This window comes from Microbacterium sp. NPDC006705, from assembly GCF_044903545.1.
GTDB classification, from domain to species: Bacteria; Actinomycetota; Actinomycetes; order Actinomycetales; family Microbacteriaceae; genus Microbacterium; species Microbacterium plantarum.
Genome location: NZ_JBJDQQ010000001.1, coordinates 2140363 through 2161067, shown reverse-complemented (window position 1 = coordinate 2161067; position 20705 = coordinate 2140363). Strand labels below are relative to the sequence as shown.

Genomic DNA, 20705 nt, shown 5'->3' with positions numbered 1-20705 from the left:
TTTTCGCTGGCGGTGACGGTGGGATTTGAACCCACGGTAGGGGGTTACCCTACACAACTTTTCGAGAGTTGCACCTTCGGCCGCTCGGACACGTCACCGCCGACCAGCTTACGACATCCGAGGCGATGCTGCGAACCACGGCGTCCCCGGCCGGGCGTAGCGTGTGTCTGTGACGCGATCATCGGCCCCGCAGACAGCTCTCATCGTCGCGATCGCGTCGCTCGCGTCATCCGTCGCGTTCCTCGACAGCACGATCGTGAACGTCGCGCTCCCCGCGATCGAACGCGAGCTCGGCGGCGGTCTCGCGACGCAGCAGTGGGCGGTCGACGCGTACCTGCTGACGCTGTCGTCGCTGATCCTGCTCGCGGGCTCCGTGAGCGACGCCTACGGGCGCCTCCTCGTGCTGCGCATCGGGCTGGTCGGCTTCGGTGTCGCCTCGGTCGCGGTGGGACTCGCGCAGGATCCGGTCTTCCTGATCGCCGCGCGCGCCGTCCAGGGCGCGGCGGGCGCCTTCCTCGTGCCGAGCTCGCTCGCCCTCATCACATCGCTCCTCCAGGGCCACGAGCGCTCTCGCGCCATCGGCCTGTGGACGGCCTTCACGACCGGTGCCTCGCTCGTCGGGCCGCTGCTCGGCGGTCTCTTCGTCGACCTGCTGTCCTGGCGCTACGCGTTCCTCATCAACGTCCTGCCGGTGGCCGTCACGCTGTGGCTCGTCGCACGACTCCCCGTGCACGACGAACGCCGAGCCGATGCGGGCATCGACTGGTTCGGCGCGGTCCTGTGCACGGCGGGCTTGGGCGGCATGGTCTTCGCACTGATCGAGCAGCCGAACCTCGGCTGGGCCTCCCCCGCGATCTGGATGCCGCTGGCCGGCGGCGCCGTGATGTTCGCGGCCTTCCTGCTGCGGCAGCGCACGTCGCGGCATCCGATCCTGCCCCTCGGGCTCTTCCGGGCGCGCAACTACTGGACCGGCAACCTCGCGACGCTGTTCGTCTACGCCGCCCTTTCGCTCAACGGCTTCGTCGTCGGCGTTTACCTGCAAGAGGGCGCCGGCCTCAGCGCGACGCTGGCCGGCCTCGCGAGCCTGCCGACGACGGTGCTGCTCATCGTTCTGAGCCCGTGGGCCGGCTCGCTCGCGGAACGCCTCGGCGGACGCCTGTTCATGACCGTCGGCCCGCTCGTCATGGCCGGCGGCGCACTGATGCTGCTGCTCGTCGGCGAGCGCTTCGACTACTGGTGGCAGGTGCTGCCCGGCCTCGTCGTGTTCGGGCTCGGGCTCGGCGTGACCGTCTCGCCGCTGACCTCGACGATCCTCGGCGCGATCGACTCCGAGCGCTCGGGCATCGCCTCGGCGGTCAACAACGCCGTCGCGCGGGTCGCGGGCCTCGTGGTCATCGCCTTCCTCGCACCCATCGTGGGCGGCGCGCTCGACCTCGACGGATTCCACCGAGCAGCGATCGTCACCGCCGCGCTCATGGCCGCGGGCGGACTCATCGCCTTCACCGGCATCCGGAACAGCGCACCCTCAGCTGCAGCAACCCCGTCCGCGGCTGACTGACGCTCAGGCCGGCGAGCGCTCCGCCGCGAGCGGCCCGAGCACCGACAGCATCCGCAGCTTCTCCGCCGCTTCCGACCCGGGCTCCGGGGTGAGGGTGAGGAGGGCTTGTGAGCGGTCCTCCGTGAACAGCACCTGGCAGTCGACCTCGATCTCGCCGACGGCCGGATGCACGACGACCTTGTGATCGGCGAAGCGCTCGGCGACCTCCTCGAGGTCCCAGAGCCGCGCGAACTCGGCGCTCCGCTCGCGCAGGTCATCGACCAGACGCGCGGCCCGCGACCCTGCGCCACCCCGGCCCGCGACGGCGCGCAGGTTCGCCACGATGGCCCGGCTCTGCCGGTCGTGATCGGATGCCGGGTACACCGCCCGCTCGCTGATGGGATGCACGAACCAGCACCAGGCACCGCTGCGTTCGGGTCCGATGCGCCGTTCACGCGCGCCGAACAGAGCCCGCGCGAGATCGTTCTGCGCGAGAGTCTCGTCGAGCTCGGTGATCACGAGCGCCGGGATGTCGTCGAGCCGATCGAGCACCCGCTGCAGCGCCGGCGCGACGTGATCGGCGGCTCCGGAACGCTCGGGCGGCGTGTGCCCAGCGAGGCGGTGCAGGTGGTCGCGCTCGGAACGCGAAAGCCGCAGCGCCCGCGTGAGCGAGGCGAGCATCTGCAGGCTCGGCTGCGGCCCGCGCTCCTGCTCGAGGCGCGTGTAGTAGTCGGCGCTCATCAGGGCGAGCTGCGCCACCTCCTCGCGTCGGAGCCCCGCCACACGGCGGCGCTCTCCGGACGGCAGCCCGACATCCTCCGGACGCAGTCGCTCGCGGCGCGCGCGGAGGAATCGGGCGAGAGCGGCACGGTCCACGCATCCATTGTGAACGCGGCGACCCGCCCGAGCCAGGGACCGCCGCTCCCCCGTTCGGGCGTGCCTGGATGCATCAGGATGCCGCGACGAGAGTCGGGGCATGGACATCACCGGACGCACCATCTTCATCCCCGGCGCGACGAGCGGCATCGGCCGGGCGCTCGCCATCGCCCTCGCCGAGCGCGGCAACACGGTCATCGTCGGCGGGCGCCGTCGCGAGCTCATCAACGACCTACGCTCGTCGCACCCGGGCATCGACGGCCTCGAGATCGACACATCGGATGCCGCATCCATCGAACGCGCCGCCGCCGAGGTTCTGGAACGGCATCCCGATCTCGACGTGCTCGTCACGATGGCGGGCATCATGAACGCCGAGGACTGGACCTCTCCCGCGGGCTTCGTCGACAGCGCCGAACGCACCGTCACCACGAACCTGCTGGGACCGATCCGGCTCATCGGCGCGTTCATCGAGCACCTGCTGACACGCCCCGCCGCCACGATCATGACCGTCTCGTCGGGCCTGGCCTTCGCTCCGCTCGCCGCCACCCCCAGCTACAACGCGACGAAGGCCGGGATCCACATGCTGAGCGAATCACTGCGCCTGCAGTACGCAGGATCGCCGGTGTCGATCGTGGAGCTCGTGCCGCCGGCCGTGCAGACCGACCTCATGCCCGGTCACGCCGAGAACCCGCAGGCGCAGCCGCTCGACGAGTTCGTCGACGAGGTGATGTCGATCCTCGAGCGGGATGCCGACGTGCGCGAGGTGCTCGTCGAGCGCGTCGAGTTCCTGCGCCACGGCGAAGCACGCGGCGACTACGCCGACGTCGTGCGCGCACTCAACGCGAGCGACCCGCACGCGGGGCAGCGAGGGGGCCGGTAGCGACTCTCATTCGCCCCTGCCAGACTGAGATCATGAGCGCGATCGAGAACTCCAAACTCACCGTCGTCGGCGCGGGCGCCGTCGGATCCAGCGTGGCCTACGCGGCCCTCATCCGGGGATCGGCCCGTCACGTGGCCCTCTACGACATCGCGACCGAGAAGACCGAGGCAGAGGTGCTCGACCTCGCGCACGGGGCACAGTTCACGGGTTCGAGCGACATCATCGGCGGGTCCGACATCTCGGTCGCCGAGGGCTCGCACGTCGTCGTCATCACCGCGGGCGCGAAGCAGAAGCCCGGGCAGACGCGCACCGAGCTGGCGGGCGTGAACGCGGGCATCATCGCCTCGATGATGCCGCAGCTGCTCGACGTCGCCCCCAACGCGACCTTCGTCATCGTGACCAACCCCTGCGACGTGCTCACCGTCCTGGCGCACGAGGCCACCGACCTGCCGCCCGAGCGCATCTTCGCCTCGGGCACCGTGCTCGACACCTCGCGCCTGCGCTGGAAGATCGCGCGTCGCGCCGGCGTCTCGATCTCGAGCGTGCACGCGTACATCGTCGGCGAGCACGGCGACACCGAGTTCCCGCTGTGGTCGCACGCCACCATCGGCACGGTGCCGATCCTCGACTGGGTGCCGCTCGACGGTCAGCCCAAGTTCACGAAGGAGGAGCTCGACCAGATCGCCATCGACGTCCGCGACGCCGCTTACAAGGTGATCCAGGGCAAGGGCGCGACGAACTACGCCATCGGCCTCTCGAGCGCGCGCATCGTCGAGGCGATCCTGCGTGACGAGGATGCCGTGCTGCCCGTCTCCACAGTGCTGCGCGACTTCCACGGAGTCGACGGCATGGCGCTGTCCGTGCCGTCGGTCGTCAACCGCCGGGGCGCGTTCCCCGTGCGGGAGATCGAGTTCTCCGAGCGCGAGCTCGAGCTGTTCCAGCACTCGGCAGCGGCGCTCAGCGAGGTCGCGACCTCCCTGCGCGGCTGATCAGTCGGTACGCCGATACATCCGTCGGACCGGCGGTGCTGGTGTCGTCCCGGAGCCCCGGGAAGACGACATCCGCACCGCCGGTCCGACAGTTGTATCGGGGCGAGGCTCGCGAGGGGCCGGTGACCGAGGGATGTCGGAGGTCGCGCCTACCCTGGACGCATGGCCTCTCGACGTCCCGCCGCCACCTCGGCCTTCAAGTGCACAGAATGCGGGTGGACGACGGCCAAATGGGTCGGCCGCTGCGGTGAATGCCAGCAATGGGGCACGGTCGTCGAGGCGGCGACGCAGACCGGCATCACGTCGACCGTGACGGCGGTGAGCCCCGGCGCTGCCCGCGCTGCTCGTCCGATCACCGAGATCGACACGACCGAGGCGCCTCGACGTTCGAGCGGCGTCGGCGAGTTCGACCGCGTGCTCGGCGGTGGCGTCGTCCCCGGCGCGGCGATCCTGCTGTCGGGCGAGCCCGGCGTCGGCAAGTCGACCCTGCTCCTCGAGGTCGCCGCACAGTCCGCCCGCTCGGGTCGGCGAGTGCTGTACGTCAGCGCGGAGGAATCGCTCGGCCAGGTCCGCCTGCGGGCCGAGCGCACCGGCGCGCTGCACGACGCCCTCTACCTCGCGAGCGAGACCGACCTCGCCACGGTGCTGGGTCACGTCGACGAGGTGCGCCCCGACCTCCTCATCGTCGACTCGGTGCAGACGGTGTCGTCGTCGCTGTCCGACGGGGTCGCGGGCCAGCCGAGCCAGGTGCGAGAGGTCGCGTCGACGCTCATCCGCGTCGCGAAGGAGCGTGACCTCCCCGTCCTCATCGTCGGACACGTCACGAAGGACGGGTCGATCGCCGGCCCCCGGGTGCTCGAGCACCTCGTCGACGTCGTCTGCCAGTTCGAAGGCGACCGCCAGACCTCGCTCCGGTTCGTCCGAGCGCTGAAGAACCGCTTCGGGCCGACGGATGAGGTCGGATGCTTCGACATGACGGGCGACGGCATCGCGGAGGTGCCCGATCCGAGTGCCCTGTTCCTCGGGCACGGCGACCCCGTGCCGGGCACGTGCGTCACGATCGCGCTCGAGGGGCGTCGCGCCCTGCCGGTAGAAGTTCAGGCGCTGACGCTCAAGACCGGGGCACCCAACCCCCGCCGTGTCGTCAGCGGTGTCGACAGCGCCCGCGTCGCGATGATCCTCGCCGTGCTCGAGAAGCGCGGCGTCGCCGTCACGAGCGACCAGGACGTCTACGTCTCCACCGTGGGAGGTGTACGCCTCGTCGAGCCTGCCGCAGACCTCGCCATCGCCATCGCCATCGCGGGCGCCGTCGGCGGCAGGGCCGTGTCGCGACAGGTGGCGGCCTTCGGCGAGCTCAGCCTCGCCGGGGAGATCCGGCCGGTCACGCAGTCGAGCCAGCGACAGTCCGAAGCGAAGCGCATGGGCTACACCGCCGTGGTGGATGCCTCATCCCGCACGATCGGCGGTGCGATGCGCGACCTGCAGGTGCGCCAGCCCGTAGCATCCGCCGCCGACGCCGGCTTCTGACCGGCCCCCCGACTCACCTGGCAGCTCACGCCCCCACCCACGCATCGAGGGGGCACCAACTGCCAACCCGAACTCGGAGCCCCAACCCACCCCGACTCACCTGGCAGTTCACGCCCCCATCCACGCGCCGAGGGGGCACCAACCGCCAACCCAAACTCGGAGCCCCAGCCCCAGCCCCAGCCCGAGCCCAAACCACGAGCCCGAGGTCAGGCGTCGAGGGCGGCGATCACGTCCTGGGGGGCAGCCTGCATCGGGTGCGGGCCGGCGATGTCGAAGAACACGGTGCTGATCTCGGCCTCGTGCACGCCGAGGAAGGCGCGCAGGCCCCCGGGCGACTGCAACGCCACGTGGGCGGGAAGCGCCGCCGGCTTGTGCGCCGCGTCGCTGAACAGCAGCAGCGCGACATCGCCGGTGTTCGGATCGCGATACGTCCAGATCTCACCGACGTCGCGCGGATCGTCACGGTTCCCGGGTCGCATGAGCGGCACCACCGTCGGACCGTGCCGCAACGCGAATGCGAGGGCAGCCATGTCTTGCGTCTGCAGGGCGTCTGCGAGCTGCGGGTTGCGGAACTCGGGCAGCGGCTTCTTCGCGCCGCGCTTCTTTCCAGCCATCACCTCAGCCTAGAGAGAGAACGGGCCCTCTCGAACTCTTCATTGGGGACTGAGGAAATCGAGAGGGCCCATCGCTCACCCGAGGTGGGGATCCGTCGTCGCGATTCTGGGGGGTTTCGCGACTACTCGCTGCTGGGGACAGCGGGGGTCCTCGGGGAACTGCATCCAGGTTACGGCCGAGCTCGCCACCTGTCGCCCTCTCTCCGGTGAGAAAAGTCTCACGTCGGTGAACGCGTCAGCGCAGCACGAACTGTCGTTCCTGTTGCGCCGCGAGCCCACCGATCTCGACCGCCAGGTTGAAGTAGCCCGCGGGCGCTGCCGGACGCTCCGCGTCGCACGTGTCGACCGACGAGCGGGTGCGGTCCCAGGTGATCGGAGTCACGCTCGACACCGTCTGGCCAGGGTCGATCTGCACGACCTGATCGCTCGACTCGCTCTGGCAGTCCGTCGAACGCCACCAGACGTCGGGTCCGCTCGCGACCGTGAGCTTCTGCGTCGCCGTGCCCACATTGAGCAGGCAGGGAGCCGAGCCGGAGTTCGTGAGCGAGATGGACAGCTGCGGCAGTTCGCCGGCTCCGTAGGACTCCTTGTCGGTGACCGCCGAGACCTGGACCGAACGAGCGGAGCACGCCTCGACCTCGGCCGGCGTCGCGTCCGACGACGGCTGCGGCGCACTGGGGGATGCCGCGGGCGTGGGCTGATCCGCGGGCGGTGACGCCGGTGCCTCACCGGCATCCGACGACCCAGCCGGAGCGGGAGTGCTGTCCGCTGCCGATCCCTCCCACGGTCGCCAGAACGCGAGCACGACAGCGGCGATGAGCACCAGCACGACGAGCAGCAGCACGAGACGTCGCCGGCGGTAGACCGCGGGCGAATGACGGCGTCGGGGCGGCGTGTCGGTCATGAAGCCAGGGTAGGCCGCAGGTCGGATGCCGCCCCGGCGGCACGCCTACAGGTGCTTGAGCATCCGGGTGTTGCCCAGGGTGTTCGGCTTGACGTGCGCGAGGTCGAGGAACTCGGCGATGCCCTCATCAGGGCTTCGCAGCAGCTGCGAGTACACATCGGCGTCGACGATCTGCTCGCCGATCGCCTCGAACCCGCGCCGCGCGAAGAAGTCGACCTCGAAGGTGAGGCAGAACAGGCGCGAGAGACCGAGCTCGCGAGCGCCCTGCTCGAGCCGGTCGACGATGGCGCCGCCCACCCCACGGTGCAGCCACTCGTCCACGACGATGAGGGTGCGCACCTCGCCGAGGTCCTCCCACATGACGTGAAGGGCGCCGCATCCGATCAGCTGCCCGTCGGCCTCGGCGACGACGAACTCCTGCACCGACTCGTAGAGCACCACGAGGTCTTTGCCGAGCAGGATTCGTCGCTGCACCCAGGGGTCCAGCATCTCGCGGATGCCGCGGACGTCGCTCGCCTTCGCGGGGCGGACGACGAAGGCCGGGTCGTCGGAGCTCACGCCTCAACGATAGTCCGCGCCGGTAAGGTTGCCTCAGCCCGAGATCCCTCCCGCCTTGGAGTGCCGACGTGAGCGTGCTCCGTGATTACGCCGCCGCAGTGTCCCAGCCGACACTGCCTCTGTCGTCGCTTCCCCACGGCCCGGCCGACCTCTCGCGGTACGACGAGGTGGTCGATGCCGACGGCGGCCTCCGCCCCGCGTGGCAGTCGCTCGCCGGCCTCACGCTGGCCCTGACGCCGTCCGAACTTTCGCGCGTCGAGGGAGAGATCACCCGCTTCCTCGCCGACGACGGTGTGACCTACGTCCGGCCCGACAGCGGCGCCCAGCCCTGGCAGCTCGACCCCGTTCCGCTCGTCGTCGACGCGGCCAGCTGGGCCCCGCTCGAGACGGGCCTCGCGCAGCGCGCCGAGCTGCTGAACGCCGTCCTCGCCGACCTCTACGGACCGCACACCCTGCTCTCGTCGGGGATCGTCCCCGCCGCCGCGGTGCTCGGTCACGCGGGATTCCTCCGCCCCCTCGCGCGAGCGACCGCGGCCGACCGGCATCCGCTGCTGCTGTCGGGCACCGACCTCGGACGCGACGCCGACGGCGAATGGCGGGTGCTCGCCGACCGCGTGCAGGCCCCGTCTGGGCTCGGGTTCGCGATGGAGAACCGCCGCGTCATCTCGCAGGTGCTGCCCGACCTGTACCAGCAGAGCGATCCGCACCGCATGGAGCCCTACTTCTCGGCGCTGCACGCGACGCTCGCCGCGTCGGCGCCCGAGGGCGTCACCGAGCCGCGCGTGGTCGTCCTGACGCCGGGGCCGCACTCCGAGACCGCCTTCGACCAGGCCTTCCTCGCCCGGGGCCTGGGCCTGTCGCTCGTGCAGGGCAGCGACCTCGTCGTGCGCGGGGGGCGGGTGTGGATGAAGCCCACCGGGTGGCCCCGCCGCGAACCGACCGAGCAGGTCGACGTCATCCTGCGGCGCGTCGACGCGGAATGGTGCGACCCGCTCGAGCTGCGGTCCGACTCGCGCCTGGGCGTCGCCGGTCTCACCGAGGCGGTGCGCCGCGGAACCGTGCGACTGGTCAACGGGCTCGGGGCGGGCGTCCTCGAGAACCCGGCGCTCCTGCCCTACCTCCCGGCCGCGTGCGAAGCCCTGCTCGGGGAACAGCTCCGCCTCTCGGCGGTCCCGACGTGGTGGTGCGGCGACGAGGCGGCGCGCGCCGTCGTGCTCGAACGCGTCCGCACGGGCGATGACTCCGTGCTCGTGCGTACGCTCGACGGCTCACGCCGGGATCTCACGGGGCTGGATGCCGCGGCCATCGCCGGCCGCATCGAGGCGAACCCGCACCGATACGTCGGTCAGGAACTGCTGCCCCTCTCGCAGGCCCCGGTCTGGACCGGCGAGGGCGCGCGTGCCCGGGCTCTGATCTTCCGTGCGTTCACCCTGCGCCACGGCTCGGCCTATCGCCCGCTTCTGGGTGGCCTCGCGACGGTGCGAGAGAGCCCCGACGCAGCCCCGACCACGAAGGACGTCTGGGTGCTGAAGGCCGCCGAGGGCGACGCGGACCAGGGCCTCGTCGAGATCGGTCCGCTCCCGGGCGGCCGCAGTGCTCCGAGCATCGCACCGCGTGCCCTGGACGACATGTTCTGGTCGGGGCGATACGCCGAACGGGCCGAAGACCTGCTGCGGCTCGTGCTCACGGCGCAGCAGCAGCTCGACCTCGCGGGCGCCGGCCGCGCCAGCCACACGAGCGCCCGCGTCCTGCGCGACGCCATCCACCGGCTCGCCGGTCCCGGACCGGATGCCGCTGACGCCGACTTCCGGTCGCTGCTGCTCGACGCGGCTCGGGTCGGGTCGACCGCCCACGCGCTCAGCCGACTGCGCGACGCGCTCGACGGTGTCCGCGACCAGCTGTCCGGCGACACGTGGCGCGTCTTCGCCGGCATCGAACGCGCCTCCCGCGCCCTGCGGGCGTCGCCGCACGTCCACCGCACGGCCGAGTCGGCGGGACGCATGCTCACGGTCGTGCTGTCGCTGCAGGGCGTGACCGCCAACATGATGCGCGACACCGGCTGGCACTTCATCGAGGCGGGACGCTTCCTCGAGCGCGCGCTTCAGGTGTGCCACATCTTGCGGGTGGTCGTCGACCGCCGCGACGCTCGCACCGAGCGGGCCGTGCTCGAGGCGCTGCTCACCGCGTCGGAGAGCATCGTCACCCACCGGCGCCGGTTCCGTGGCGCGGTGCGCCTCGGCGACGTGCTCGACCTGCTGCTGCGCGACCCCGACAACCCTCGCTCGCTCGCGTTCTGCCTCGCCGAGCTGCGCACGCACCTTGCCGCAGCCCCCGCGTCGACGGGGTCGACACGCCCCGAGCGCCTGGTCGACGACCTCGAGAACCTCGTCGGTGCGATCGACACGGATGCACTGGGGGATGCCGTCGACGGCATCCGTTCGCCCCTCGCCGAGCTGCTCGACGACCTCACGGCGCAGCTCGAACAGCTGGGCGACGCGATCGACGAGCTGCACTTCGAGAGCGGACCGCCCCCGGTGGCACTCTCGTCGCTCGCCCTCTTCGAGGAACTGATGGAGGCTCGCGCGTGAAGCAGTACCGCGTCTGGCATCGCACCGCCTACACCTACAGCGATCCCGTCGAAGACAGCGTCGGGCAGTTCCACCTGATCCCTCGCGAGCTGCCCGGGCAGCGGGTGCGCGAGGCGGAGGTCGTCGTCTCCCCCGCCCCGGGTGACATGCGCCGCGACTCCGACTACTTCGGCAACTGGTCGACGTACTTCCACGTCACCGACGCGCATGAGGCGCTGTCGATCGAGGCGTCGAGCGAGGTCGCGGTCACCGCTCCCGAGTACGACGCCGCTGCGCTCGCGCTTCCCTGGGAGACGGCGCGGCCGCTGCGGCATCCCGACCAGGAGGGAGCGTGGCGCGCGGCGGAGTTCGCGATGCCCTCGCCCCGCGTCGCGCAGTCGGAGGCCACCGCCGCCTACGGCGCGATCTCGCTCACCCCGGGGCGCCCGATCGGCGAAGCCGCGACCGACCTGATGCACCGCATCTACACCGACTTCGACTACGACAGCACCGCGACCACCGTCACCAGCACCGTCGCCGATGCGCTCGAGAAGCGGGCCGGCGTCTGCCAGGACTTCGCCCACGTCGCCCTCGCGTGCCTGCGCTCGCACGGCGTCGCGGCCCGTTACGTCTCGGGCTACCTCGCGACGCAGCCACCGCCCGGCAAGGAGCGGGTCTTCGGCGCCGACGCCTCGCACGCGTGGCTCGCGGTCTGGCTCCCGGGCACCGACCAGTGGCTCGCGATCGATCCGACGAACGACCAGTGGGCCAACGACCGCTACGTCACGGTCGCCTGGGGCCGGGATTACGGCGACGTCTCGCCCGTCAAGGGCATCATCTTCACCGAGGCGAAGACCTCGACCCTCCGCGTCTCGGTCGACGTCGCCCCGCTCGAGCCCTGACCCGCCGGGTGAGCTGCGCGCGCCGTGCGCGGATGCAAGGGCTCAGCGGCGACACCCCGGGTCGAGGCATCCATCTCCGGGGTGTCGGCCACGATCGCTTGCATCCCGGCACGCCGGCGGACGCCGACCGACCACGGATGCCAGCGGGATCAGCGGCGTGCGGCGTACTCCGTCGCGGCGGCGACGAGGCCGAGGAAGAGCCGTCGGTCGGCGGCTTCCTCCTCGGGATGCCACTGCACGGCGACGAGGAAGTCCGAACCCGGCGACTCGATCGCCTGCGGCAGCCCCTCGCCGCTGCGTGCAGCGACCACGAGGTCGTCGCCGAGTCGGTCGATGCCCTGGTGGTGGTAGCTGCTCACGGTGAGCGAACCCGTGCCGACGAGCTCCGACAGCATCGTGCCGGCCGACACCGAGACCTCGTTCCGCGCGAAGACACCGCCGCCGAGCTGGTACCGGTCGGTGCCCAGCACGTCCGGAAGATGTTGATGGAGCGTGCCGCCCGCGGCGACGTTGATGAGCTGCAATCCGCGGCAGATGCCGAGGACAGGGATGCCGCGCTCGCGGGCACCCCGCAGCAGAGCGAGCTCCCAGTCGTCGCGGTCAGGCCGCGCCGGATCCGTCAGAGGATGCCGCGCGGCCCCATACAGCTCGGGCTGCACGTCGAGGCCGCCCGTGAGCACGAGCCCGTCGAGCCGGTCGAGCACGACGTCGGCGGCGGGCCCCGGCGAGGGCTGCGGCGGCAGCAGCACCGCCGCGCCGCCCGAGGACGCGACCCGGTCGAAGTACTGCTGCGGTAGGAAGCTCGCCCGCACGTCCCACACCCCCTGCTGCGCGCGCTCGAGATAGGTCGTCAAGCCGATGACGGGTCGGGGCGCCGTCGTCGCGTCTTCGCTGCTCACGCGCCGATCGTAGAGCCGTCGTGTTTCGCGTCGATCACACGCCCCAGCAGCCCACAGCCCTCCGGCTGCGTCGTGCGGCGTGTCCCGCCGACGGGCCCCGGAAACGCCGGAGGGGCGGATGCCGCAGCATCCGCCCCTCCGTACGACTCGTCGCTCGCGCGATCCCGGTCAGTCGCCGCTCGCAGCGATGTCGGGGGTCGCAGCGATCTCGCCGGCAGCGCCGACGCCGACCGCGACCTTGCCCTCACGCGGAGCGGTCTCGAAGACGAACTTCGTGCCCTCGGTGTCGACCTTCACGTGGTCGCCCGCGTTGAGCTCGCCGTGCAGGATCTTCTCGCTGAGCTGGTCCTCGACCTCGCGCTGCATCGCACGGCGCAGCGGCCGGGCGCCGAGCGTCGGGTCGAACCCGATCTCGATGAGGCGGTCCTTGGCGGCATCCGACAGCTCCACCGTCATGTCGCGGTCGAGCAGCCGGTCGCTCAGCCGCTTCGTGAACAGGTCGACGATCTGGCGAAGCTCGGCCTTGTTCAGCTGCGGGAAGACGATGACATCGTCGACGCGGTTGAGGAACTCGGGCTTGAAGTGCCGCTTGAGCTCTTCGTCGACCTTGCCCTTCATCCGCTCGTAGCTCGTCTGCGCGTTGCCCTCGACCTGGAAGCCGACCGGACCACCGGCGATCGCCGACGAACCGAGGTTCGTCGTCATGATGATCACGGTGTTCTTGAAGTCGACGATGCGGCCCTGACCGTCGGTCAGGCGACCCTCTTCGAGGATCTGCAGCAGCGAGTTGAAGATGTCGGGGTGGGCCTTCTCGATCTCGTCGAAGAGCACGACCGAGAACGGCTTGCGGCGCACCTTCTCGGTGAGCTGGCCGCCCTCTTCGAATCCGACGAATCCGGGAGGGGCACCGAACAGACGCGAGACGGTGTGCTTCTCACCGAACTCCGACATGTCGAGGGAGATCAGCGCGCCCTCGTCGTCGAACAGGAACTCGGCGAGCGCCTTGGCCAGCTCGGTCTTTCCGACACCGGTGGGGCCGGCGAAGATGAACGAGCCCGAGGGGCGCTTGGGGTCCTTCAGACCGGCACGCTGACGACGGATCGTGCGCGAGAGCGCCGCGATGGCCTCTTCCTGACCGACGACGCGCTGGTGCAGCGCCTTCTCCATGAAGACGAGACGGCTGGTCTCCTCCTCGGTGAGCTTGAACACCGGGATGCCGGTGGCCTGGGCGAGCACTTCGGCGATGAGGCCTTCGTCGACCACCGCGTGCGACGCGACGTCACCCGAGCGCCACTGCTTCTCGAGACGCAGGCGCTCGGCGAGCAGCGACTTCTCCTCGTCGCGGAGCGACGCGGCCTTCTCGAAGTCCTGCTCCTCGCTCGCGCGCTCCTTGTCCTCGCGGACCTTGGCGATCTTCTCGTCGAACTCGCGCAGCTCCGGCGGCGACGACAGGATCGACAGGCGCAGGCGGGCGCCGGCCTCGTCGATCAGGTCGATGGCCTTGTCGGGCAGGAAGCGGTCGCTGACGTACCGGTCGGCGAGGTTCGCCGCGGCGACGAGCGCGCCGTCGGTGATCTGCACCTTGTGGTGCGCCTCGTACCGGTCGCGCAGACCCTTCAGGATGTTGATCGCGTGAGGGATGCTGGGCTCGCCGACCTGGATCGGCTGGAACCGGCGCTCGAGGGCGGCATCCTTCTCGAAGTGCTTGCGGTACTCGTCGAGGGTCGTGGCACCGATCGTCTGGAGCTCGCCGCGGGCGAGCAGCGGCTTGAGGATCGACGCGGCGTCGATCGCGCCCTCGGCCGCACCGGCACCGACGAGCGAGTGGATCTCGTCGATGAAGACGATGATGTCGCCGCGGGTGCGGATCTCCTTCGTGACCTTCTTCAGGCGCTCCTCGAAGTCACCGCGGTAGCGGGAACCGGCGATGAGCGATCCGAGGTCGAGCGAGTAGACCTGCTTGTCCTTGAGCGTCTCGGGCACATCGCCCTTGACGATCGCCTGGGCGAGACCCTCGACGACGGCGGTCTTGCCGACGCCGGGCTCGCCGATCAGGACCGGGTTGTTCTTGGAGCGACGCGAGAGGATCTGCATGACCCGCTCGATCTCCTTTTCGCGGCCGATCACCGGGTCGAGCTTGTTGTCGCGCGCGGCCTGCGTGAGGTTGCGCCCGAACTGGTCGAGCACGGCCGAACCGCCCTGCGGCGCCTGGGCCTGCTCGCCCGCGCCGACGGTCGCGCCGGCGGGCTCCTTGCCCTGGTAGCCGCTGAGCAGCTGGATGACCTGCTGGCGGACCTTGTTCAGGTCGGCGCCGAGCTTGACGAGCACCTGAGCCGCCACACCCTCGCCCTCGCGGATGAGGCCGAGGAGGATGTGCTCGGTGCCGATGTAGTTGTGTCCGAGCTGCAGCGCTTCGCGCAGCGACAGCTCGAGGACCTTCTTCGCGCGCGGCGTGAACGGGATGTGACCGGTCGGCTGCTGCTGCCCCTGACCGATGATGTCCTGCACCTGCTCGCGCACCGCGTCGAGCGAGATGCCCAGGCTCTCGAGGGCCTTGGCCGCGACGCCCTCACCCTCGTGGATCAGACCCAGGAGGATGTGCTCGGTCCCGATGTAGTTGTGGTTGAGCATCTTCGCCTCTTCTTGGGCGAGCACGACCACGCGACGGGCACGATCCGTGAATCTCTCGAACATCGTCAGCCTCCTTTGAGCGCCGGGACTCCGGGCGCTTACGAAAGAGAGTAACCAGGCACGGATACGGGTATGCCCGTGTTCGCCGTCGGCATAGCGTTACGCGGGGTTGCGCGCGGCAGGGCCAGACCATAACGTTTGTCGATAACAACGATTATCGATAAGTAGAGGATGCCGATGTCGAACACGTGGGCGGTCGGTCAGATCGTGATCATCGCTGCGGTGGCGCTCGTCGTCGCCGCGGTGCTCTTCATCAGAGCGACGCGCCGCGCGCGCAGTCGCGGGGACGCGTCGCCGGTCGTGAGCCTCGCGCTCTCGCTGTCTGCCGCCTGGGCTGCATTCAGCCTGCTCGGCGCCGCCGTCTCGGTGATTCAGAACCTCGCCGCGGACGCCCCGCGCATGAGCGTTCCGGTCGCGCCGTTCTGGCCGGACCTGCTTCCGGGCGTCACGATCGACACCGGTCCGACGGCCGAGGTCGTCGGCGGCGGCTTCGTGGTCGCCGAGGTGGACGTGGCGGGGGTCAGTCCGCTGGCGCGAGCGCTGTGGACGACCGGGCAGGCGCTGTGGTCGTTGATCCCCGCGGCGATCGCGGCGCTCATCGCCGTGGCTTGCTTCCAGCTGCTCGCCGGGCGCACCTTCGATCGGATCATCGTTCGCATGACGATGGCGACCGCCGTCATCGTCGCTGCCGGCGGGACGGCCGCACAGCTGCTCTCGGACATCGCCGGGAGCATGGTCTCGCAGGAGCTCTTCGCCCGGGAAAGCGCGCGGTGGACCGAGATCCCCGGAGTCGACGATCCGTTCGCCTGGTGGCCGGAAGCGACGCTCAACGTCACTCTGCCGTTCTGGCCGATCGCTGCCGGCCTCGGCCTCGCCGGGCTGGCCGCGGTGTTCCGATACGGCTCACGACTGCAGCGCGACACGGAGGGACTGGTCTGATGGCAGGCACCATCGGGAAGAGGAACATGCCGCCGACCACGTCGATGTACGACATGCCGCGCGGCGATCGGTGGGCGACGCGGACGATGGCGGTGCTGGCCGGATTGATGGGTGTCGCACTCGCGGCGGGTCAGATCGGTGCGGCCGTGACGTACGCCTGGTCGCCCGACGTCACGCTGACCCTCCTCGCCCAGCAGGAGCTCCCGGTGGTCGCCGGCCGAGGCGTCGCGACGGCGAACATCACAAGCGTCACACTCCAGGCAAGCGAACTCGCATCGTCGACGCGAGCCCTCTTCGCCGCGGGTTCGATCGCCCTCGGGATCACCGCGGTCCTCGTCGCGGCGGCGCTCTCCTGGTTCCTCCTCTCGATCAGCGCCGAGCGTCCACTGCGCCCGGCCCTCCGCCGCTTCTGCACGATCGCCGGGTGCGCGCTGCTGTTGGGCCCCGCCGTGAGCACGTCGCTCGCCGGCTTCGCATCCATGGAGGCGGCGTTCCAGTTCGGTCCGGCCTTCGACGACCTCCTCCTCCCGGGATTCAGCGCCTCGACCTGGGGAATGGCGCTGCCCATCGTGGGAGTCAGCGTGATCTGCCTGGGATTTCTGCTGCGACGGATGGAACGTCTCGAGCGCGACACGGAAGGACTGGTCTGATGCCCCTCACCCGCGGACCCCGCTCAGATGCCGCCGACGCCATCGCCGTCCTGATGCTCGGCCTCGGCGCCGCGATCACCGTCGTGCTCACGGTCATCGCGCGCTTTATGAACGTCTTCCGCGAAGCGGGCGTCGCCTGGAGGATCGACATCGACGACGAGCCGTTCTCCGCCTCCGTCGGGTCGGGCGCGGGATACGTCGACGGCATCGTCGAGAACGCGCTCGTCATCGCACGGGAGGTCGACGGCGGCACGGCAGTCGCGCTCGCCGGCTCGATCATCGCGTGGGGCGTCGCATCGCTCGTCGTGATCGCCGCGGTGATGTACGTCGCGCGGAGCTTCCTGCGCGGGCGGCTCTTCGTTCCCGCCACGGCACGGGCCTTCGACGTCATCGGGTGGTCGATCGTCTCGGGCGCGCTGGTCATCCTGGTCCTCGAGAACATCGGGCGCAACGGCATCCTCGCCGCTCTCGGGGTCGATGACGTCGAGCCGCTGCACTTCCTCGACTTCTGGGCCTACGCGCCGGCCTGGGCGATCGGCGTGGCCGTCGGCCTGATCGCGATCGCGTTCCGCCGCGGCGTACGACTGCAGCGCGACACCGAGGGACTCGTATGAGCGCGGCCGACGATGACGGACCGAGCGGGGTCCATTGCCGCCTCGACGAGCTGCTCGCCGCGCGCGGGATGACGCTGACCCGCCTCTCCGAGATCGTCGGAGTCTCGGTGGTGAACCTCTCGGTGCTCAAGAACGACCGAGCCCGCGCCATCCGCTATTCGACGCTGTCGGCGATCTGCCGAGCGCTCGATTGCGAGATCGGCGACCTGCTGGTGCGCGCCGACTGAGCAGCGAAAGGGCCGGGGTGCGGCTAACTGCACCCCGGCCCTCTGCTCACGGTTGCCGCGTGCCGCTGAGGTCGTGGATCAGCTCCCGCTCGTCCTTCTCCGAGAGCGAGGTCTGCACGACGGTGCCGTGGTAACCGGCGAGCGCCGATGCGAACTTGTCCGTCGTGATCTTGGTGGCATAGAGCACGACCGCCGATTTTCCGGCGGACACCGCCGATTTCACGCGGTCGCGGAATTCGGCATCCAGGTTCGTCTTGTCGAGGCCGGCGAACAGGGCCCCGAACAACCCGCCGAAGACGAGCCCCGCGATCGGGACGAAGAAGAGGATGCCGATCAGAGCGCCGAACAGCGCTCCGCCCGCCGCGCCCGCGCCGACCTTGCCGACGACGCCGGGGTATTCGACCTTCGTCTTTCCCTCGTCGTCGACCTTCACCAGAGCCAGCCCGGCGAGCTCGACCACGAGGTCATTCTGGAGCACCTGGATTTCGTTGTACGCGGCTTCGGCGTCCGCTTCGCTGTCGAATGCAATCACGATCAAATCGGCCATGAAATCCCTCGTTTCGTGTTGCCTGTCCCCTCGGGGCCGACGGTATCCCGGCGCGTTAGGGGCAACAAAGGGGGCCGCGGACACCGCCGCCGTCCGTGGCCGGTCAGCTCAGGCTGAAGCCGCCGTCGCTCGTGAGCACCTGACCGACCATCCACGCGCCTGCGGGGCTGCACAGCCACCCGATGAGCTCCGCGGGGTCCTGCGGACGGCCCACGCGCCCGAACGCCGTCGTGCTCAGCCAGGCGTCGAAGTCGTCGAGCGAGCGGTCGGTGGTGTCGGGATCGAGGTAGCCAGTGTTGACCGGTCCGGGATTCACGGTGTTGAGCACGACGCCGAGCTCGAGCAGCTCGGCGGCCACCGTTTTCGTGACGCCGGCGAGGGCGGCCTTGCTCGTGGCGTACGCCACCTCGCCGATCATCGGCCCGTGGACCTGTCCGGACGTCATCCACACGACGTGCCCCTGCGGCGCGTCATAGGGCTTCGCGCCCGCGATCCGGTCACCCGGCCGGCGCGGCGTCGCGGGCGTCTCCGCGAAGCGGCGCGCGAATGCCGCGGTGAGGAGGAGGGTGGCGCGGGTGTTGACGTCCCAGAACGCGTCGAGACGCTCCGGCGTCATATCGAGGATGCTGCCGTCACCGCCGCTCTTGGCGTGGTTGCAGACGAGGATGTCGAGCGCGCCCGTCACCGTAGCCGCCTCGTCGATCAGGTCGGCCGCTGCCGTCGCGACGCTCAGATCCCCGGCGATGTCGGCGAAGCGAGCATCGCCCACGAGGTGGGAACGGATGCCGGCGCGCACGGCGTCGAGGTCGTCGCCACCCCACGGTAGGTCGAGGTCGTGAGGCCGGTGATGGTGCGCGATCACGTTCGCGCCGAGCCCGGCGAGAGTCGTGGCGACGGCGAAGCCGATGCCCCGACGGCGAGAGACGCCCGTGACCAGGGCGGTCTTACCGCTCAGTGGAAGAGCGCGTGCAGAAGAAGAAGCGTGCATGGGTGAACCTTTCGATCGCGTCGTCCTCGACGCGTGGATGGGGATCGGAAGCGGTTCACCGGCATTGCATGCGGCTCAGCCTAGCGAGCAGCCGCGACGGCGTCACTCGGCGCGTGTCACCCGGCGCGGAGCAACGGAACGCCGCGGCGGTCGAGGGCCTCCAGGCTGGTGGCCGGAGCCGCGAGATCGACGATGACCCCCGTGACCTCGTCGAACGGCAGCACCGCGAACGGCGACACCGCACCGATCTTCTCCTCGCTGCCGAGGACGTAGGTCTCGGCAGCGCGTTCGGCGAGCACGCGCTTCATCGCCGCTTCGTCCGCGTCGCCGGTCGTCAGGCCCGCGTCGGCGTGGATGCCGGTAACACCGAGGAGGAAGCGGTCGGCCCGCACCATGCGTGCGGCCTCGACAGCCGCGGCGCCGCTCGCGACCGCGGAGTGTTTGAACAGCCGCCCGCCGATGATGATGACGTCGGCTGCGTGATCGAGGAGCGCCGCTGCCACGGTCGGACTGTGGGTGACGATGGTGCAGGCCAGCGCCGGGTCGACCGCCCGCACCGTGGCGAGTGCGGTCGTGCCGCCATCGACGATCACCGTGCTGCCCGGTTCGATGAGGCTCGCGGCGAAGCGGGCGATGCGCTGCTTGCTCTCGGTAGCGACCGCCTGGCGAGACGCGTAGTCGGCGACGGCCGGCGACGCCGGAACTGCGCCCCCGTAGACGCGCACGGCGAGGCCGGCAGCATCCAGCTCCCGAAGGTCGCGGCGGATGCTGTCTTCGGACACCCCTAGTTCGGCTGCCAGTTCCTTCGCGACGATGCGGCCGTCATCGCCGGACCCTATGCCTCGGGCACCGGCGGCGATCCCGCCCTGATGCGGCGCAACCTCGACCGCCTGGAAGAGGCGGCATGGCCGCTCTTCGAGGCCGGACACATCCCGATGATCGGTGAGTGGGTCGCGCTGCCCGTCCTCGCGAACGCGGGAGCCTTGGGCCCCACCGACCCGCTCGCCGAGAAGGTGATGTACCCGGTCGCCCATCGCCTGCTGCAGCGTTGCGACGCGGTTCTCCGCCTGCCCGGAGAGTCGCGCGGCGCGGATCAGGATGTCGCGATCGCCCGAGAGCGCGGCATCCCGGTCTACACGGCCCTCCGCGATGTGCCCGGCGTGGCGTGAAGCGTTTCATGCATCCCCCGGATGAACACTCAGGAAAATCATCAGGGTTTCCCAGAAACATCCGAAACTGGCTAGAGTCGTTCGACGTGAACGCTACTCGTCGACTCCTCGTCCTGCCCGCCGCCGCACTGACCGTCGCTCTGCTCGCGACCGGTTGCTCCACGCTCAACGCCTTCACCGGTGGCGGAGCCGCCGCCCCCGTCCGCGACGAGTCGGGCGCGATCGCCGAGTCGAACGAGAGCACCGATGTCTTCGCGATCCGCGTGGGCGACTGCATGCTCGACTCGGGCACGGCCGACACCGAGGTCACCGAGACCCCGACCGTCCCCTGCGGCGAGGCCCACGACCTCGAGGCCTACCACGCGCAGGACATCGAGGCCGACGAGTTCCCCGGCATCGAGGCGGCGCAGACCGAAGCCGAGCAGGTCTGCTACGACGCGTTCGCGCCGTTCGTCGGCATCTCGTACGAGGAGTCGGTCCTCGGGTACAACTACTACGTCCCCACCCAGGGCAGCTGGGACGCCGGCGACCGCGAGATCCTCTGCCTCATCGGCGACCCGCAGGGCCAGGTGACCGGCACCCTCGCCGGCGCCGCGCGCTGACGCTTTCCGCCACCGCCCTCGAAGC

Annotated in this window: 21 protein-coding genes and 1 tRNA gene; 12 read left to right on the top strand and 10 right to left on the bottom strand. The window is 70.3% G+C overall.

Annotated features, from left to right (window positions below):
- Nucleotides 1-7: 7 nt before the first annotated feature.
- Nucleotides 8-98: transfer RNA gene (locus ACI2K6_RS10365), tRNA-Ser, on the bottom strand.
- Nucleotides 99-169: 71 nt separating this feature from the next.
- Between ACI2K6_RS10365 and ACI2K6_RS10360 the strand changes: the two genes are divergently transcribed.
- Complete coding sequence (locus ACI2K6_RS10360) at nt 170-1558, top strand: MFS transporter (protein ID WP_282501631.1); 1389 nt, start codon at nt 170-172, stop codon at nt 1556-1558.
- Between the two features lie 3 nt (nt 1559-1561).
- Here the strand turns inward: ACI2K6_RS10360 and ACI2K6_RS10355 are convergent, their stop codons facing one another.
- Nucleotides 1562-2413: a helix-turn-helix transcriptional regulator gene (locus ACI2K6_RS10355; RefSeq protein ID WP_282501633.1), complete on the bottom strand. Its 852-nt coding sequence runs from the start codon at nt 2411-2413 to the stop codon at nt 1562-1564.
- Between the two features lie 100 nt (nt 2414-2513).
- Here ACI2K6_RS10355 and ACI2K6_RS10350 point away from each other — a divergent pair, with 100 nt between their 5' ends.
- The 3 genes from ACI2K6_RS10350 to radA all read left to right on the top strand — a co-directional run bounded on the left by ACI2K6_RS10350 (nt 2514) and on the right by radA (nt 5809).
- Nucleotides 2514-3293 (top strand): SDR family oxidoreductase, encoded by a 780-nt coding sequence (locus tag ACI2K6_RS10350; protein WP_282501635.1) that lies wholly within the window; start codon nt 2514-2516, stop codon nt 3291-3293.
- A gap of 32 nt (nt 3294-3325) precedes the next feature.
- A complete protein-coding gene (locus ACI2K6_RS10345) occupies nt 3326-4282 on the top strand; it encodes an L-lactate dehydrogenase (RefSeq protein ID WP_114588768.1) in 957 nt (318 codons plus the stop codon).
- 162 nt (nt 4283-4444) lie between these two features.
- Nucleotides 4445-5809 carry a DNA repair protein RadA gene (gene radA, locus ACI2K6_RS10340; protein ID WP_282501636.1) on the top strand — a complete coding sequence of 455 codons (1365 nt, stop codon included), beginning with the start codon at nt 4445-4447 and terminating at the stop codon, nt 5807-5809.
- Nucleotides 5810-6015: 206 nt separating this feature from the next.
- On the opposite strand, the gene ACI2K6_RS10335 is transcribed toward radA, so the two are convergent.
- From ACI2K6_RS10335 to ACI2K6_RS10325, 3 genes are all read right to left on the bottom strand, one after another.
- Entirely contained in the window at nt 6016-6423 is a 408-nt protein-coding gene (locus ACI2K6_RS10335) for a dehydrogenase (RefSeq protein WP_323986785.1), read from the bottom strand.
- 235 nt (nt 6424-6658) lie between these two features.
- Nucleotides 6659-7327 carry a hypothetical protein gene (locus tag ACI2K6_RS10330; protein WP_282501638.1) on the bottom strand — a complete coding sequence of 223 codons (669 nt, stop codon included), beginning with the start codon at nt 7325-7327 and terminating at the stop codon, nt 6659-6661.
- A gap of 45 nt (nt 7328-7372) precedes the next feature.
- Nucleotides 7373-7885, bottom strand: a complete 513-nt coding sequence (locus ACI2K6_RS10325) for an amino-acid N-acetyltransferase (protein ID WP_269268250.1) — start codon at nt 7883-7885, stop codon at nt 7373-7375.
- Nucleotides 7886-7953: 68 nt separating this feature from the next.
- Between ACI2K6_RS10325 and ACI2K6_RS10320 the strand changes: the two genes are divergently transcribed.
- A complete protein-coding gene (locus tag ACI2K6_RS10320) occupies nt 7954-10473 on the top strand; it encodes a circularly permuted type 2 ATP-grasp protein (RefSeq protein WP_404568533.1) in 2520 nt (839 codons plus the stop codon).
- Nucleotides 10470-11354, top strand: a complete 885-nt coding sequence (locus ACI2K6_RS10315) for a transglutaminase family protein (RefSeq protein WP_282501640.1) — start codon at nt 10470-10472, stop codon at nt 11352-11354. Before ACI2K6_RS10320 ends, ACI2K6_RS10315 begins: the two co-directional genes overlap by 4 nt.
- Nucleotides 11355-11503: 149 nt before the next feature.
- On the opposite strand, the gene ACI2K6_RS10310 is transcribed toward ACI2K6_RS10315, so the two are convergent.
- Both ACI2K6_RS10310 and ACI2K6_RS10305 read right to left on the bottom strand, forming a co-directional pair.
- A complete protein-coding gene (locus tag ACI2K6_RS10310) occupies nt 11504-12253 on the bottom strand; it encodes a gamma-glutamyl-gamma-aminobutyrate hydrolase family protein (protein WP_404568532.1) in 750 nt (249 codons plus the stop codon).
- 168 nt (nt 12254-12421) lie between these two features.
- Nucleotides 12422-14947, bottom strand: coding sequence for an ATP-dependent Clp protease ATP-binding subunit (locus ACI2K6_RS10305; protein WP_112617660.1), 2526 nt, complete (start codon nt 14945-14947; stop codon nt 12422-12424).
- A gap of 174 nt (nt 14948-15121) precedes the next feature.
- Between ACI2K6_RS10305 and ACI2K6_RS10300 the strand changes: the two genes are divergently transcribed.
- Genes ACI2K6_RS10300 through ACI2K6_RS10285 form a run of 4 tightly spaced genes read left to right on the top strand, consistent with a single transcriptional unit; the run spans nt 15122 to nt 17374 of the window.
- Complete coding sequence (locus ACI2K6_RS10300) at nt 15122-15883, top strand: hypothetical protein (RefSeq protein WP_404568531.1); 762 nt, start codon at nt 15122-15124, stop codon at nt 15881-15883.
- The gene (locus ACI2K6_RS10295; protein WP_274179445.1) at nt 15883-16533 is read left to right on the top strand and encodes a hypothetical protein; all 651 of its coding nucleotides are present in this window, start codon (nt 15883-15885) and stop codon (nt 16531-16533) included. The genes ACI2K6_RS10300 and ACI2K6_RS10295 overlap by 1 nt, the downstream gene beginning before the upstream one ends.
- Nucleotides 16533-17147 carry a hypothetical protein gene (locus ACI2K6_RS10290; protein WP_404568530.1) on the top strand — a complete coding sequence of 205 codons (615 nt, stop codon included), beginning with the start codon at nt 16533-16535 and terminating at the stop codon, nt 17145-17147. The genes ACI2K6_RS10295 and ACI2K6_RS10290 overlap by 1 nt, the downstream gene beginning before the upstream one ends.
- On the top strand, nt 17144-17374 hold the full coding sequence (locus ACI2K6_RS10285) for a helix-turn-helix domain-containing protein (protein ID WP_404568529.1): 231 nt from the start codon (nt 17144-17146) through the stop codon (nt 17372-17374). The genes ACI2K6_RS10290 and ACI2K6_RS10285 overlap by 4 nt, the downstream gene beginning before the upstream one ends.
- 46 nt (nt 17375-17420) lie before the next feature.
- Here ACI2K6_RS10285 and ACI2K6_RS10280 read toward each other — a convergent pair whose 3' ends face one another.
- The 3 genes from ACI2K6_RS10280 to ACI2K6_RS10270 all read right to left on the bottom strand — a co-directional run bounded on the left by ACI2K6_RS10280 (nt 17421) and on the right by ACI2K6_RS10270 (nt 19724).
- The gene (locus ACI2K6_RS10280; protein ID WP_404568528.1) at nt 17421-17921 is read right to left on the bottom strand and encodes a DUF1269 domain-containing protein; all 501 of its coding nucleotides are present in this window, start codon (nt 17919-17921) and stop codon (nt 17421-17423) included.
- A gap of 103 nt (nt 17922-18024) precedes the next feature.
- A complete protein-coding gene (locus ACI2K6_RS10275; protein ID WP_404568527.1) occupies nt 18025-18909 on the bottom strand; it encodes an SDR family oxidoreductase in 885 nt (294 codons plus the stop codon).
- A gap of 116 nt (nt 18910-19025) precedes the next feature.
- Nucleotides 19026-19724: a DeoR/GlpR family DNA-binding transcription regulator gene (locus ACI2K6_RS10270; protein ID WP_404568587.1), complete on the bottom strand. Its 699-nt coding sequence runs from the start codon at nt 19722-19724 to the stop codon at nt 19026-19028.
- Between the two features lie 54 nt (nt 19725-19778).
- Here ACI2K6_RS10270 and ACI2K6_RS10265 point away from each other — a divergent pair, with 54 nt between their 5' ends.
- Together ACI2K6_RS10265 and ACI2K6_RS10260 are read left to right on the top strand one after the other, a co-directional pair.
- Entirely contained in the window at nt 19779-20078 is a 300-nt protein-coding gene (locus ACI2K6_RS10265; RefSeq protein WP_404568526.1) for a DUF4406 domain-containing protein, read from the top strand.
- Nucleotides 20079-20164: 86 nt separating this feature from the next.
- Nucleotides 20165-20680: a septum formation family protein gene (locus ACI2K6_RS10260; protein ID WP_181574245.1), complete on the top strand. Its 516-nt coding sequence runs from the start codon at nt 20165-20167 to the stop codon at nt 20678-20680.
- Nucleotides 20681-20705 lie beyond the last annotated feature (25 nt).

Excerpts from the sequence above, each read along its gene's own strand:
- ACI2K6_RS10350 (WP_282501635.1), top strand. The coding sequence starts at position 2,514 with ATGGACATCACCGGACGCACCATCTTCATCCCCGGCGCGACGAGCGGC.
- ACI2K6_RS10345 (WP_114588768.1), top strand. The coding sequence starts at position 3,326 with ATGAGCGCGATCGAGAACTCCAAACTCACCGTCGTCGGCGCGGGCGCC.
- radA (WP_282501636.1), top strand. The coding sequence starts at position 4,445 with ATGGCCTCTCGACGTCCCGCCGCCACCTCGGCCTTCAAGTGCACAGAA.
- ACI2K6_RS10335 (WP_323986785.1), bottom strand. The coding sequence starts at position 6,423 with ATGGCTGGAAAGAAGCGCGGCGCGAAGAAGCCGCTGCCCGAGTTCCGC.
- ACI2K6_RS10330 (WP_282501638.1), bottom strand. The coding sequence starts at position 7,327 with ATGACCGACACGCCGCCCCGACGCCGTCATTCGCCCGCGGTCTACCGC.
- ACI2K6_RS10305 (WP_112617660.1), bottom strand. The coding sequence starts at position 14,947 with ATGTTCGAGAGATTCACGGATCGTGCCCGTCGCGTGGTCGTGCTCGCC.
- ACI2K6_RS10300 (WP_404568531.1), top strand. The coding sequence starts at position 15,122 with ATGTCGAACACGTGGGCGGTCGGTCAGATCGTGATCATCGCTGCGGTG.
- ACI2K6_RS10295 (WP_274179445.1), top strand. The coding sequence starts at position 15,883 with ATGGCAGGCACCATCGGGAAGAGGAACATGCCGCCGACCACGTCGATG.
- ACI2K6_RS10290 (WP_404568530.1), top strand. The coding sequence starts at position 16,533 with ATGCCCCTCACCCGCGGACCCCGCTCAGATGCCGCCGACGCCATCGCC.
- ACI2K6_RS10285 (WP_404568529.1), top strand. The coding sequence starts at position 17,144 with ATGAGCGCGGCCGACGATGACGGACCGAGCGGGGTCCATTGCCGCCTC.
- ACI2K6_RS10280 (WP_404568528.1), bottom strand. The coding sequence starts at position 17,921 with ATGGCCGATTTGATCGTGATTGCATTCGACAGCGAAGCGGACGCCGAA.
- ACI2K6_RS10275 (WP_404568527.1), bottom strand. The coding sequence starts at position 18,909 with ATGCACGCTTCTTCTTCTGCACGCGCTCTTCCACTGAGCGGTAAGACC.
- ACI2K6_RS10265 (WP_404568526.1), top strand. The coding sequence starts at position 19,779 with ATGCGGCGCAACCTCGACCGCCTGGAAGAGGCGGCATGGCCGCTCTTC.